Consider the following 12,994-nt stretch of genomic DNA (forward strand, 5'->3'; position numbering starts at 1 on the left):
GGCCTGGTCGGCGCGGCCTTGGGCGGCGGCGCGGGCGCGGCGCTGGGCGGCAATATCTCGCGCAGCAACTCGTACGCCAACGACCGCGACCGCTACTACCGCGACCGCGGCTATTACAAGAGCAAGCACAAGCACAAGCATCGCCACCACCGCCGCGGCCATCGTGATTGGGACGATTGAGCGCGGGGGCAGCACCCTGACAGCAAGTTCGACGGGCCGCGCAAGCGGCCCGTTTTGTTTGCGGCGGATTGCCTGCTGTTGTCGTCCCCGCGCAGGCGGGGACCCAGCGGCTTTGCATGCGCACCAAGACGCTGGGCCCCCGCTTTCGCGGGGGCGACAGGTTCGCGCGCCGTAAACGACGATGCCCGTGCCGAAGCACGGGCATCGAGGGACCGCCGGGGAAGCGGTCCAGGGGGAGGCAGACTTAGCGCGCGGCGCCTTCGGTGAAGACGTCGAATTCGCCTTGGCGGGCGCCTTCGGTGAACACGTCGAACTTGCCCTGGCGAGCGCCTTCGGTGAAGACGTCAAACTTGCCCTGGCGGGCACCTTCGCTGAACACGTCGAATTGTCCGGCCTTGGCGCCGTCGGTGTACGGATCGAACTTGCCGGCCTTGGCGAACGCTGGAGCGGCGGTCAGCGTGGCGACGAGGGCGGTGGCGGCGGCGGTCAGGGCAAAGCGGGAGATCGTCATGATGTGTCCTTTTTTCTGTTCGGGAGGACGTCCGCCGCGGCGGGATTTCGCTGCAGTGCGGCATCCGATGGCTGCATATTAGGCATTTCCCTTATATGAATAAACATTACCGCACACAATGATTAGTTCTATAAAGAACAACAAAAACCCCAAGCTGTGGAAAAATGGGGAAGAAAAAAGGGAGACTGTGCAATGGATCGGCTGCAATCGATGCGCGTGTTCGCCAAGGTCGTCGAACTTGGCAGCTTCGCCCGTGCGGCGCAGCAACTGGAGATGTCCAACGCGGTGGTGACCCGCTATGTGGCGGACCTGGAGAGCCATCTGGGTACCCGGCTGCTGAACCGGACCACCCGCAGCCTGTCGCTGACCGATGCTGGCGAAACCTATTTGCAGCGCTGCCAGCAGATCCTGGAGGACGTCGAGGAAGCCGAGTCGGTGGTGACCGCGCGCAGCCAGTCGCTGTCCGGTACCCTGCGGATCGTCACGCCTGTGATGTTTGGCCTACATTTGCTGCCCGACATGCTGGCGCGCTTTCAGCAGATGTATCCCGACGTGGTGTTCGATGTGCTGCTGTCGGACCGCAGCATCGATATCGTCGAGGAGGGCCGCGACGTCGGCATCGTGTTGTCCGACCTCGGTCTGGGCTCGCATCTGGTGGCGCGCCCGCTGCTGTCCGCCGAGGTGATCCTGTGTGCGTCGCCCGGCTATCTGCGCGCCCACGCGCCGCTGCGCCATGCCCATGAACTGACGCAGCACCGCTGCATCGCGATGCGTCTGACCAATGCCGAACACGCCTGGACGTTGTCGGGTCCGGAAGGCGAGGTGACCGTGCCGATCCGGCCCGGCATGGTCTGCAGCAATGCCGAACTGGCACACCAGGCGGCGCTGGCCAACCTCGGCATCGCGATGCTGTCGTCGTATCTGGCCCGGCCCAGTATCGAAGCCGGCCTGCTCGAGCACATCCTGCCGCAATACCAGCTGCCGCGCCGCGACATCAGCGTGGTCTATCCGAGCCGCAAATTCCTGCCGACCAAGGCGCGGGCCTTCATCGACTTCCTGCTGGAAGAGGGGAAGAAGAAGAGTGCGGACGGAGCGGGCGGGCCGGTGGACACCGCCGCGGTGACCGGTGCGGGCAGTCAGGCGGCGAACTAGCCGAAGATCGAAGAAGAACGAGGACAAACCCGGAACAACCGGCGAGCACGCCGAAAGACCGAGGCCCGCGTGCGGGGCCTCGGATGCCGCGGCTTATTCGTTGGCGCTGGCCGTCGTCTTGGCGCGAGCGGTCTTCCGGGCGGGAGTCTTGCTGGCCGCCTTGGCCGCGACCTTGGCGGCGGTCTTGCTTGCCGGCTTGCCGGCCGACGCGCCGGCTTCGGCTGCCGTATTGGCTGACGACTTGGCCGCCGTCCTGGCTGCCGACTTGGCTGGCGTCTTGGCGGCGGCCGTCTTGGCGCCCGCTGTCTTCGCGCCCGCCTTCGGCTCGCGCGCCTCGAATTCGAAGCCGATCTTGCCGTCCGGCTGCTTGACCAGATAGGCCTTGAAGTTGCGGCCGGTACGCGAGGACTTGAAGCCAGTCAGCAGGTCCGTGCGGCCCTGGTCGAGCAGCTTGCCGATCTGCTCGCGCGAGATCTCCTGCTGCAGGATGATCTTGCCGGTGGTGAAGTCGCACGACTTGGGCGACCCGACCGCGTTCTCGCAGACATACTTCATGCCGTGCTCGAACACCGAGCCGCTGCACTTCGGGCAGGTGCCGACCGGCTCCTGGCCGCTGAAGTCGACCGGTTCGCCGTCGTTGTCGTCCTCGTTCTGGCCGAAGTCGAACTCCATCTTGTAGTTGCCGTCGTCGTCGCGCGCGAGCTTCAGGATCGCGGCGAACGGGCGGCCCATCTTGCTGCGGAAGCCCTGCAGCGGCCCGATTTCCTTGTCGCGCAGCAGCGTCTCGACCTCGTCGATCTCGAACTGCCGGCCGCCCGGGATCTTGCTGATCGAGAACTCGCAGGCCGTGCAGGCGAAGCGCCGGTAGTTCTCCTTGACCTGGCCGCCGCACTGCGGACACGGTGTCTGCAGCGTCGCGTAGTCGCCGGGGATGGTGTCGCTGTCGTATTCCTTGGCGCGCTTGACGATCTGCTGCGTCATCTGCGCGATCTCGCGCATGAACTCGTCGCGCTTGAGCCGGCCGCGCTCGATCTGCGCCAGCTTGTGTTCCCACTCGCCGGTCAGCTCGGCCTGCGTCAGTTCCTCGACGCCCAGGCCGCGCAGCAGCGTCATCAGCTGGAACGCCTTGGCGGTCGGAATCAGTTCGCGGCCCTCGCGCACCAGGTATTTCTCGGTCAGCAGTCCTTCGATGATGGCCGCGCGCGTGGCCGGCGTGCCCAGGCCCTTGCCCGCCATCGCCTCGCGCAGCGCGTCGTCGTCGACCAGCTTGCCGGCGCCTTCCATCGCCGACAGCAGCGTCGCTTCGTTGTAGCGCGCCGGCGGCTTGGTGGTCAGGCCGACCGGCTCCACCTTGTCGGTGCGGACCTTCTCGTCCTTGGCCACCGGCACCAGGTTGGCGTCGTCGCCCTGGGCCTCGCGGCCGTAGACCACCAGCCAGCCCGGATTGACCAGCACCTTGCCTTCGGTCTTGAAGTGGTGGCCGGCGACCTCGGTGATGCGCGTGGTCACCTGGTATTCGGCGGCCGGGAAGAACACCGACAGGAAGCGGCGCACCACCAGGTCGTACAGCTTCTGCTCGGGCTCGGACAGGTTCTTCGGCGCCTGCAGCGTCGGGATGATGGCGAAGTGATCGCTGATCTTGCTGTTGTCGAAGATCCGCTTGTTCGGCTTGACCCAGCCGCTGCTCAGGATCTTCTTCGCATGCGTCAGGTAGTTCGGCGAACTGTCCGCCAGCATGTCCAGCGTTTCCTTGACCGTGCCCATGTAGTCCTCGGGCAGCGCGCGCGAATCGGTACGCGGGTAGGTCAGCACCTTGTGCTTTTCATACAGCGCCTGCGCCAGGCCCAGCGTGTTCTTGGCCGAGAAGCCGAAGCGCGAGTTGGCCTCGCGCTGCAGGCTGGTCAGGTCGAACAGCGCCGGCGACAGCTGGGTCGACGGCCTGGACTCCTCGGAGACCGTGCCCGGCTTGTCGCGGCACGCCGCGACGATGCTCTTGGCCTCGGCCTCGCTCCACAGCCGCGACTCGCGCGCCTCGGGATCGAACTCGTTCTTCTTGAACTTCGGATCGAACCAGCGGCCTTCGTACAGCCCGGCCGCGGCGATGAATTCGGCGCGCACTTCCCAGTAGTCGCGCGGCACGAAGTGTTTGATCTTCTCCTCGCGCTCGACCACGATCGACAGCGTCGGCGTCTGCACCCGGCCCACCGTGGTCAGGAAGAAACCGCCGCCCTTGCTGTTGAAGGCGGTCATCGCGCGGGTGCCGTTGATGCCGACCAGCCAGTCGGCCTCCGAGCGGCAGCGCGCGGCGTCGGCCAGCGGCAGCATCTCGGCGTCCTCGCGCAGGCTGGCGAAGCCGTCGCGGATCGCCTGCGGCGTCATCGACTGCAGCCACAGCCGCTGCACCGGCTGCCTGGCCTTGGCCTGCTGCACGATCAGCCGGAAGATCAGCTCGCCCTCGCGCCCCGCGTCACAGGCGTTGATCAGGCGGGTGACGTCCTTGCGCTTGATCAGCCGGTTCAGCACCTTCAGCCGCGATTCGGTCTTGGCGATCGGACGCAGGTCGAAGTGCGGCGGGATGACCGGCAGATTGGCGAAACTCCATTTGCCGCGCTTGACTTCGTATTCGTCCGGCGCGGCAATTTCCACCAGGTGGCCGACCGCGGACGAGAGCACATAATCGTCGCTCTCGTAATACTCGTCATGCTTGGTAAAGCCCCCGAGCGCACGGGCAATATCGGCCGCGACCGATGGCTTTTCCGCGATGATGAGAGCTTTGGACATGGGTGGGAATCCTTGCCGGCCGCCCCTTGGCGGACCGCGTTTGGCACAGCACTAATATGTAAACAGCGCACTTGAGCCCCCCGGGGGGCCATGAGGCGCCAATAATAAGCGGGGTATTGACAACGGTGCAAGGCGAGTTCCATCGCCGCCTTCGCGCCTTATCGTGGGCCGGGACTGGGCTCCCGCCTCGTTCAGACGCGGCCCCGGCGAGCTTCAAACGCCGCTTTCTCCCTGCTGTGACCGGCCGGATCCGTCAGGATTCAACCAGCCGAGCAGATCCGGCGGCGCTTCTGCGCCGGCCGGCATGGCCGCGCCGCGGCCCAGCAAGCGGGCCAGCGTGTCGGCATGGGGCAGCAAGGTGCCATAGAACTGCGGCGCCCCGCCGGCGGCATCCTGCACCAGCACGGTCGGGAAGTTCTCGATATCGATATCGCCCAATGCGTCGGCATGGGTCTCGATATCGACCCAGACGAAGCAGTCGTCCGGATGGCGCGCCGCCTGTTCGCGCCAGACCGTCAGATAGTCGCGGCAGGTGCCGCACCACTCGGCGCAAAGGCACGCCACCAGGCGACCCTCGGGATGTGCCCGCAGCGCCGCGGCGATCGCGGCCGCATCGCGTTCGGGAAAGTAAACGGCCATCGGTGATCCAAACATGAGCCTTGCGTGCGCTTGATCGAGCATCCGGTCAGGCACGGGGAACGGCGATTGTAACGACTCCGGCCATCCGCCGTGCCGCGGGCTCCGGCGGCTAGGTCAGACGCCGGTACAGATTGCCCGGCATCCGCTCGACCGCGCCGGCGAATTCCAGTTCCAGCAGTGCAGCGGTGACGGCCTCGGGCGGCAGCCCGGTACGGGCGCACAGCGTATCGGGATCGACCGGATCGTACGCCAGCGCGGTGCCCAGCGCATCGGTGCGGCCGCACGGGAGCTCGCCCATCGTCCCGCACGCCATCGCGCCAGGCCTGGCGACGGCGCCTGAGCCTTTGACCAGCCCCAGTTCGTCGAACACATCTTGCGGACACTCCACCAGCTTGGCGCCCTGCTGGATCAGCCGATGGCAACCCGCCGCCAGCGGCGCGTGGATCGAGCCGGGCACCGCGAACACCTCGCGGCCGAGGTCGGCCGCCAGCCGCGCGGTGATCAGCGAGCCCGAGCGCAGCGCCGCCTCGACCACCAGCACGCCGCGGGCCAGCGCCGCGATCAGCCGGTTGCGCTGCGGGAAATGCTGGCTGCGGGCCGGCGTGCCCAGCGGCAGCTCGCTGAGCAGCAGCCCCTCGGCCGCGATCCGCTGAGCCAGTGCCCGGTGTGAAGCGGGATAGCAGCGGTCCAGGCCGGTACCGACCACCGCGATGGTGCCGCCCGGACCGCCGAGTCCGCCGGCATGCGCGGCCGCGTCGATGCCGAGCGCAAGGCCGGACACGACCGCGATCCCCGCGGCCGAGAACGCCGACGCAAACATTTGCGCGTCCCGCTCGCCCTGCACGGTGGCGCTGCGCGCGCCGACCACCGCCAGCGCCGGACCGCGCAGGCTTTCCAGCCGGCCGTGGGCGTACAGCATCAGCGGCGGGTCGCCCAGGTCCAGCAGCGCACGCGGATAGCCGGGGTCAGCCAGCGTCAGCAGGTGGTGGCCGGGTTCGCGCAGCCACGCTAGCGTGCGCTCGATCCGCGCCGACAGGGCCGGATCCGGTTGCGCCCGCACCGCGCGGGCCACGGGCAATGGCAGCCACCGCGCGAGCTGCGCTTCCCCGGCCGACAGCACCTGTTGCGGCAGGCCGAACTTGTCCAGCAGCAGCCGCGCGGTGCGGCGGCCGAGTCCCGGCACCGCTTCCAGACGCAGCCAGGCCGCGACCTCGCCCGGGTCGATCGCAGCGGGGCGGCCATCGGTAGCGGAGCACGGTTCTGGCATGGGCGGGCTCGACAGGCTGTCTATTCGACTTCGGGTTGTACGCTCGGCAAAGGCACCAGAACACTGCCCGGCGTCACCTCGCGAACGGATGTCACCACGGTGACGATCGCAATAGCGCCCGGCGCTCGAGGTGGCGACACCAGTTCGACCGTACCCAGATTCCGCGCCGGCGTATCCCGGAGCTGCCGTGGCATGGCTTCGCCGCGTCGCACGTCTTCCGGGTGCGCGCCGGATGGCGCGCACACCTGCCAGCGGCTGCCCACCGAGGCATCAAGCGGCATATCAAGCACATAAGCAAGATCGCCGGCGGCGCCGAACTGCCGTCCATCCGGAAGTGCCACGATGGTGGGGCCTGCGCCACAGGGCAGGGCCGCCGTCAGCCCGGCAGCCGCCAGCGCCAGGCGGCGCCACGGCCGCCATGGCCAACACTGCCGCCATCGCGGCGCTGCCTGAGGTTCTTTGGTAAGATCGCGCACTTTGTTGAGCCGGTCGGATGCCTTGGCCGGATTGACCCCTTGGGGTACTCCCAAAAGCGCGCAGCGACCGCCGGCGCGCCTTGATTTTTTCCGTTCGCGCCCCGATTTTGCTGACATGGGCCCTGCCGCGACAATGCGACAACGGCCCAACCGACAGCAGCGGCAAGCCACGACGAACACGGCGTCGCGCATCAGCACCATGGCCAAACTCGACATCCTCACCTACCCGGATCCTCGCCTGCACATCGTGGCCAAGCCCGTCGCGCAGGTCGACGACCGCATCCGCCAACTGGTCAAGGACATGGCGGAAACCATGTACGAAGCCCCCGGCATCGGCCTGGCGGCGACCCAGGTCGACGTGCACGAGCAGGTCATCGTGATCGACATCTCGGAGACCCGCGACGAGCTGCGCGTCTTCATCAATCCCGAGATCGTCTGGGCCAGCGACAACCGCAAGGTCTGGGAAGAGGGCTGCCTGTCGGTGCCCGAGGTCTACGACCGCGTCGAGCGTCCCGACCGCGTACGCGTGCGCGCGCTGAACGAGAACGGCGAGACGTTCGAGCTCGAGGCCGACGATCTGCTGGCGGTCTGCATCCAGCACGAGATGGACCACCTGAAGGGCAAGGTCTTCGTCGAATACCTGTCGCCGCTGAAGCTGAACCGCATCAAGTCCAAGCTGCAGAAGCGCGCGCGCACTCGCATGTGACCGTGCGCCAGCCAGCGGCAGCCCGCGGCAGCGGGTTTGCTATGCTGATGCCTCGCTTGCAGTCCCCGCACCGGCCGCCTTCGCGGCCGGTGTTGCCTTTCAGAGCCCAGTCAGAGCCCAGTCAAAGCCGAACCCGGGCCCAACCGTCCAGCCGGAGCGTTCCATGACCAGCCCCGCCCCTCTGCGCGTCGCCTTTGCCGGCACGCCCGAATTCGCGCGCGTCGCGCTCGCCGCCATCGTCGAGGCCGGCTTTCCGGTGGCCGCGGTGCTGACGCAGCCGGACCGGCCGGCGGGACGCGGCATGCAGCTGCAGGCCAGCCCGGTCAAGCAGCATGCGCTGGCCCAGGGGCTCGGTCCGATCCTGCAGCCGCGCTCGCTGCGCCGCCATGGCAAGTATCCCGACGAGGCGGTCGCCGCGATCGACGCGCTGGCCGCGCGGACGCCCGATGTGATGGTCGTCGCCGCCTACGGCCTGATCCTGCCGGCCGAGGTGCTGACGCTGCCGCGTCATGGCTGCCTGAACATCCACGCCTCGCTGCTGCCGCGCTGGCGCGGTGCGGCGCCGATTCACCGGGCCATCGAGGCGGGCGACGCGCAGACCGGCATCACGCTGATGCAGATGGACGAGGGCCTCGATACCGGCGCGATGATCGCGCGCGAAGCGGTACCGATCGGGGAAGACACCACCACCGGCGCGCTGCACGACACGCTGGCGGCGCTGGGCGGCCGCATGATCGTGCAGGCGCTGCGCCGGCTGGCGGCCGACGGCACGCTGCCGGCCGAGCCGCAGCCGGACGATGGCATCACCTATGCCGAGAAGATCGGCAAGGACGAGGCGCGGCTCGATCTGCGCCGCCCTGCGGTGGAGCTGGCCCGGCAGATTCGCGCATTCAATCCCTTCCCCGGCGCGAGCGTGCAGATCGGCGACGCGGCGATCAAGTGCTGGCAGGCCGAGCCGCTGGCACGCGCGCCCGAGCACGCCGACGCGGCGGCGGGAACGGTGCTGGCCGCCGACGCGAACGGCGTGGTGATCGCCTGCGGCGAAGACGCGCTGCGCATCACCGAGCTGCAGAAGGCCGGTGGCAGGCGCCTTCCCGCGCAGGCCTTCCTGCAGGGCACGCTGCTGCCGGCCGGCACGCGCTGCGTGGTCCTCGACGGTGCGGCATAACCCGGCATAATTCGGCGATCGAATTTGCGCAAGGACCGACCATCATGCTGGGCATCCTCGACCTGCCATTGTTCATCGGCGCCGTATTCCTGCTGAACGTGACCCCCGGCCCGGATACCGCCTATATCGTCGGCCGCAGCGTGGCGCAGGGCCGCGCCGCCGGCGTGATGTCGTCGCTCGGCGTCAGCGCCGGCTGCTGCGTGCATGCGCTGGCGACCGCGTTCGGGCTGACCGCGGTGCTGGCCGCCTCGCCGGTGGCGTTCACGGTGATCAAGTACGCGGGCGGCGCCTATCTGGCATGGCTGGGCTTGAAGCTGCTGTGGTCGAGTTGGCGCAGGCCGGCATCCGGCGCGCAGGCTACCGTGCAGGCCGCCGCCGCCGACCGCCGCGGCCTGCGCGCGCTGTTCATGCAGGGCTTTCTGACCAACGTGCTGAACCCGAAGGTGATCCTGTTCTTCGTTTCGTTCATCCCGCAGTTCGTCGATCCGCGCGCCGGCCAGCAGACGCTGGCCTTCCTCGCGCTGGGCGCGATCATGGTGGCGATGTCGACGGTGTGGACCGTGGCGGTCGCGTGGATGGCCGGCACGCTGACGCGCCGGGCCGGCCAAGCGCCGCGGCTCAAGTGCTGGCTCGACCGCGTCATCGGCGTGGCCTTCATCGGCTTGGGCGCGCGCCTGGCGATGACGCAGCGCTAGCGCCGCCGCCGGCAAAAAGCCCTTGCCGGCATTGAATTTAGCGCTCCGGACCCTATCTAACCGTCATCGCGCGACGCGCGCGGGCGCCCCGATCTGCCGGCAATACCGCCGGACCAGCAGGGGGCGCCAGGCGCGCGGCGGCGTTACCACGGAGACCACGGCAATGTTCAACTGGGTCAAGACCTTCATGCTGATGGCGGCCATCACGGCGCTGTTCATCGTCATCGGAGGCATGATCGGCGGCCGCAGCGGCATGATGTTCGCGCTGCTGATGGCGCTCGGCATGAATTTCTTCTCGTACTGGTTCTCGGACAAGATGGTCCTGCGCATGTACAACGCGCGGGAAGTCGATGCGGCCAGTGCCCCGCAGTTCTACGGCATGGTGCAGGAACTGGCGCAGCGCGCCGGCCTGCCGATGCCGCGCGTCTACCTGATCGACGAGGACGCGCCCAACGCCTTCGCTACCGGCCGCAATCCCGAGAACGCCGCGGTCGCCGCGACCACCGGCATCCTGCGCGTGCTGAGCAACCGCGAGCTGCGCGGCGTGATGGCCCACGAGCTGGCGCACGTCAAGCATCGTGACATCCTGATCTCGACGATCGCCGCCACCATGGCCGGTGCGATCGCCGCGCTGGCCAACTTCGCGATGTTCTTCGGTGGACGCGACGAGGAAGGCCGCCCGGCCAACCCGATCGCCAGCATCGCGATGGCGATCCTGGCGCCGCTGGCCGCGTCGCTGATCCAGATGGCGATTTCGCGGGCGCGCGAATTCGAGGCCGACCGCGGGGGAGCCGAAATCAGCGGCGATCCGCAGGCGCTGGCGATGGCGCTGGACAAGATCGACCGCTATGCGCGCGGCATTCCGTTCCAGGCGGCCGAGCAGCATCCGGCCACCGCGCAAATGATGATCCTGAACCCGCTGTCGGGCGGCGGCATCGCCAATCTGTTCTCGACGCACCCTGCCACCGAGGAGCGCGTCGCGCGGCTGATGCAGATGGCGCAGACCGGTACCTATCCGGTCTGATTGGAGCCGCGCGCCCGCCGCCACAGCGGTCGGTCGGCGCCGACAAGGTAAACTGCCCGCCGTGCTCGCTTCGAGCCGGCGGGCTTTTTGATGTCCACGCGATGGCCGCGGATACCCTCCGCGATGCCGCAGGCGCTGCGCGTTGACCTCGCGCAGCGCGCCTCGACCGCAGTTCCGCGCGTCTGCATTTCCGCGCGCCTGCATTTCCGCGCGCATTGCCGCGTCTTGTTTGTTCGTTTTTCCTCACGGTGTCCGATCCATGCGTTTGCCTCCCGATTCCCTGGCCTTCCAGATGCTCGCCGCCGCGGCCGCGGTGCGTGGCGTCAATGAAGGCAGCGCGCTGCCGCAGGCGATCGACGCCGCCTGTGCGCAGTACCGGCTCGAGCGTACGCGGGACGCGAGCGCGCGCGGCGCGCTGCAGGACCTGGCCTATCGCACCGTGCGCGAGTTCGGCACCGTGCGTGCGCTGGTCACGCGCATGGTGTCGCGCCCGCCGGGCGCGCTGGTCGATTCTCTGCTCGCGGTCGCACTGACGCTGCTGATCGAAGGCGACAAGAAACCAGGACAGGACGGCGGGCAGGGCAGCGGGCAAGGCGGTTACGCAGCTTTCACCGTGGTGGACCAGGCCGTCAACGCCGCCGCTTCCGATCCGAAGTCCGCGCATGCGCGCGGCATGGTCAACGCGGTACTGCGGCGCTTCCTGCGCGAGCGCGAGGCGCTGCTGGCCGAAGTGCGCCGCGACGAAGAGGCGCGCTGGAACCTGCCGTCGTGGTGGCTGCGGCTGCTGCGCGAGGCCTATCCCGACCGCTGGCAGGCGCTGGCCGCCAGCGCGAACGAGCGCCCGCCGATGACGCTGCGGGTCAATACCGCCCGCGTGTCGCTCGACGACTATCTGGCCCGGCTTGCCGCCGCGGGCATCGGCGCGCAGCGCGTCGGCACGCAGGCGGTACGCCTCGCGCGCGCGCTGCCGGTGGCGCAGGTACCCGGCTTCGACAGCGGCGAAGTCTCGGTGCAGGACGCCGGCGCCCAGCTCGCCGCGCCACTGCTCGAGATCGCCGATGGCCAGCGCGTGCTCGATGCCTGCGCCGCGCCCGGCGGCAAGACCGGCCATCTGCTCGAGCTGGCCGATGTGGAGCTGACCGCGGTCGAGAGCGATGCCGTGCGCGCGCAGCGCATCGACGAGAATCTCGCACGGCTGCATCAGCGTGCGCAGGTGGTGATCGGCGATGCCAGCCGGCCGCAGGCATGGTGGGACGGCAAGCAATACGACCGCATCCTGGCCGATGTTCCATGTTCGGCCTCGGGCATCGTGCGCCGCCATCCCGATATCCGCTGGCTGCGCCGCGAAAGCGATCTGGGCAAGCTCGTCAACGAGCAACGCCGCATCGTCTCGCAGCTGTGGCCGCTGCTGAAGCCGGGCGGCATTCTGGTGTATGTGACTTGTTCTATTTTCCCAACGGAGGGCGAGGAGCAGGCGCGCTGGTTTGGTGCCCAGCTACCAGATGCGATACGATTGCAGGCGCCCGGCCAGCTGCTGCCCGGCAGCATCCCAAATGGCGTGGCTGATGGCGGGACAGGCAGCCACGATGGCCTGCCGTCGGACCACGACGGTTTCTTCTACGCCCGCTTCCAGAAACGCCTCTGATCCGATGCTCGTACCGCTTCGCTTGTCCGTCCTCCGTGCCCATGACGACAAGGCGTGCGGATCCGCAGCCAACCATGCCGATATCGGCGTGGCCGCGCTGCGCCGGCTGGCTTGGCTGCTGCTGATGGTGCTGGTCCTTTGCGCGGGCGCGTTGTCGCCGCGCGCCGGCCAGGCACAAAATATCGAGGTGCGCGAGGCGCGCGTCGAATATCACGACGGCGGCTTCGAGCTGAACGCCGCCTTCGACTTCGAACTGTCGCCGGCATTGGAGGACGCGTTGCACAAGGGCATCCCCTTGTATTTCGCGGTGGATTTCCAGCTGAGCCGACCGCGCTGGTACTGGTTCGACGAGAAGCCGGTCAGCACCAGCCGCAGCGTCCGGCTGACGTTCCATCCGCTGACGCGGCAGTACCGGGTCTCGACCGGCGGTCTGCAGCTGCCGTTCATGCGCCTGAAGGGCGCGCTCGATTTCATCAAGCAGGTGCGTGGCTGGCGCGTGTTCGAGCGCGGCGACGTCAAGCTCGGCGTGCCATACCAGGCCGAGGTCCGCATGCGGCTGGACCTGTCGCAACTGCCCAAGCCGTTCCAGATCAATGCGGTCAATACGCGCGACTGGAACCTGTCGTCCGACTGGCGGCGCTTTGCCTATACGCCGGTCGCCGAAGCACCGCCGGCACCGCCGCCCCCTCCCGTGCCCGCTGCCCCTGCTTCGCCCGCCGCGCCGACGCCAGCACCGGCGAACGGACCAGC

General features: G+C 68.3%; 12 protein-coding genes and 1 pseudogene. 8 read left to right on the forward strand and 5 right to left on the reverse strand.

Features of this window, described 5'->3' with window-relative positions:
* A pseudogene (locus B551_RS26400) lies at positions 1–180 on the forward strand (hypothetical protein); the annotation flags it as partial.
* Positions 181–424: 244 nt separating this feature from the next.
* Here B551_RS26400 and B551_RS03200 read toward each other — a convergent pair.
* Positions 425–691, reverse strand: a complete 267-nt coding sequence (locus tag B551_RS03200; RefSeq protein WP_006579760.1) for a hypothetical protein — start codon at positions 689–691, stop codon at positions 425–427.
* A 192-nt stretch (positions 692–883) separates the two neighbouring features.
* Here B551_RS03200 and B551_RS03205 point away from each other — a divergent pair, with 192 nt between their 5' ends.
* Positions 884–1,843, forward strand: coding sequence for a LysR family transcriptional regulator (locus B551_RS03205; protein WP_006579761.1), 960 nt, complete (start codon positions 884–886; stop codon positions 1,841–1,843).
* Between the two features lie 93 nt (positions 1,844–1,936).
* Here the strand turns inward: B551_RS03205 and B551_RS03210 are convergent, their stop codons facing one another.
* The 4 genes from B551_RS03210 to B551_RS25975 form a co-directional block, all read right to left on the reverse strand.
* Entirely contained in the window at positions 1,937–4,624 is a 2,688-nt protein-coding gene (locus B551_RS03210; RefSeq protein ID WP_023263469.1) for a DNA topoisomerase III, read from the reverse strand.
* 213 nt (positions 4,625–4,837) lie between these two features.
* Positions 4,838–5,263, reverse strand: coding sequence for a thioredoxin family protein (locus B551_RS03215; protein ID WP_006579762.1), 426 nt, complete (start codon positions 5,261–5,263; stop codon positions 4,838–4,840).
* Between the two features lie 109 nt (positions 5,264–5,372).
* A complete protein-coding gene (gene dprA / locus B551_RS03220; RefSeq protein ID WP_006579763.1) occupies positions 5,373–6,530 on the reverse strand; it encodes a DNA-processing protein DprA in 1,158 nt (385 codons plus the stop codon).
* Between the two features lie 20 nt (positions 6,531–6,550).
* Entirely contained in the window at positions 6,551–7,207 is a 657-nt protein-coding gene (locus tag B551_RS25975) for a hypothetical protein (protein ID WP_157071902.1), read from the reverse strand.
* Here B551_RS25975 and def point away from each other — a divergent pair.
* The 6 genes from def to B551_RS03250 all read left to right on the forward strand — a co-directional run.
* Complete coding sequence (def, locus tag B551_RS03225) at positions 7,206–7,712, forward strand: peptide deformylase (RefSeq protein ID WP_006579764.1); 507 nt, start codon at positions 7,206–7,208, stop codon at positions 7,710–7,712. The genes B551_RS25975 and def overlap by 2 nt on opposite strands.
* Positions 7,713–7,875: 163 nt before the next feature.
* Positions 7,876–8,880, forward strand: coding sequence for a methionyl-tRNA formyltransferase (gene fmt / locus B551_RS03230; RefSeq protein ID WP_006579765.1), 1,005 nt, complete (start codon positions 7,876–7,878; stop codon positions 8,878–8,880).
* A gap of 44 nt (positions 8,881–8,924) precedes the next feature.
* Complete coding sequence (locus B551_RS03235; protein ID WP_006579766.1) at positions 8,925–9,575, forward strand: LysE family translocator; 651 nt, start codon at positions 8,925–8,927, stop codon at positions 9,573–9,575.
* 163 nt (positions 9,576–9,738) lie between these two features.
* Complete coding sequence (gene htpX, locus B551_RS03240) at positions 9,739–10,599, forward strand: zinc metalloprotease HtpX (protein ID WP_006579767.1); 861 nt, start codon at positions 9,739–9,741, stop codon at positions 10,597–10,599.
* Positions 10,600–10,858: 259 nt separating this feature from the next.
* Entirely contained in the window at positions 10,859–12,244 is a 1,386-nt protein-coding gene (gene rsmB, locus B551_RS03245; protein ID WP_023263471.1) for a 16S rRNA (cytosine(967)-C(5))-methyltransferase RsmB, read from the forward strand.
* Positions 12,245–12,248: 4 nt separating this feature from the next.
* The coding region (locus B551_RS03250) for a DUF4390 domain-containing protein (RefSeq protein ID WP_023263472.1) at positions 12,249–12,994 on the forward strand (746 nt) is incomplete at its 3' end.

This window comes from Cupriavidus sp. HPC(L), from assembly GCF_000307735.3.
Lineage (GTDB): Bacteria > Pseudomonadota > Gammaproteobacteria > Burkholderiales > Burkholderiaceae > Cupriavidus.

What these genes read in the sequence shown, in the direction of transcription:
- B551_RS03235 (WP_006579766.1), top strand. Translation starts at nt 8,925, where the DNA reads ATGCTGGGCATCCTCGACCTGCCATTGTTCATCGGCGCCGTATTCCTG.
- rsmB (WP_023263471.1), top strand. Translation starts at nt 10,859, where the DNA reads ATGCGTTTGCCTCCCGATTCCCTGGCCTTCCAGATGCTCGCCGCCGCG.
- B551_RS03210 (WP_023263469.1), bottom strand. Translation starts at nt 4,624, where the DNA reads ATGTCCAAAGCTCTCATCATCGCGGAAAAGCCATCGGTCGCGGCCGAT.
- fmt (WP_006579765.1), top strand. Translation starts at nt 7,876, where the DNA reads ATGACCAGCCCCGCCCCTCTGCGCGTCGCCTTTGCCGGCACGCCCGAA.
- B551_RS03205 (WP_006579761.1), top strand. Translation starts at nt 884, where the DNA reads ATGGATCGGCTGCAATCGATGCGCGTGTTCGCCAAGGTCGTCGAACTT.
- B551_RS03200 (WP_006579760.1), bottom strand. Translation starts at nt 691, where the DNA reads ATGACGATCTCCCGCTTTGCCCTGACCGCCGCCGCCACCGCCCTCGTC.
- B551_RS25975 (WP_157071902.1), bottom strand. Translation starts at nt 7,207, where the DNA reads ATGGTGCTGATGCGCGACGCCGTGTTCGTCGTGGCTTGCCGCTGCTGT.
- B551_RS03215 (WP_006579762.1), bottom strand. Translation starts at nt 5,263, where the DNA reads ATGGCCGTTTACTTTCCCGAACGCGATGCGGCCGCGATCGCCGCGGCG.
- dprA (WP_006579763.1), bottom strand. Translation starts at nt 6,530, where the DNA reads ATGCCAGAACCGTGCTCCGCTACCGATGGCCGCCCCGCTGCGATCGAC.
- htpX (WP_006579767.1), top strand. Translation starts at nt 9,739, where the DNA reads ATGTTCAACTGGGTCAAGACCTTCATGCTGATGGCGGCCATCACGGCG.
- def (WP_006579764.1), top strand. Translation starts at nt 7,206, where the DNA reads ATGGCCAAACTCGACATCCTCACCTACCCGGATCCTCGCCTGCACATC.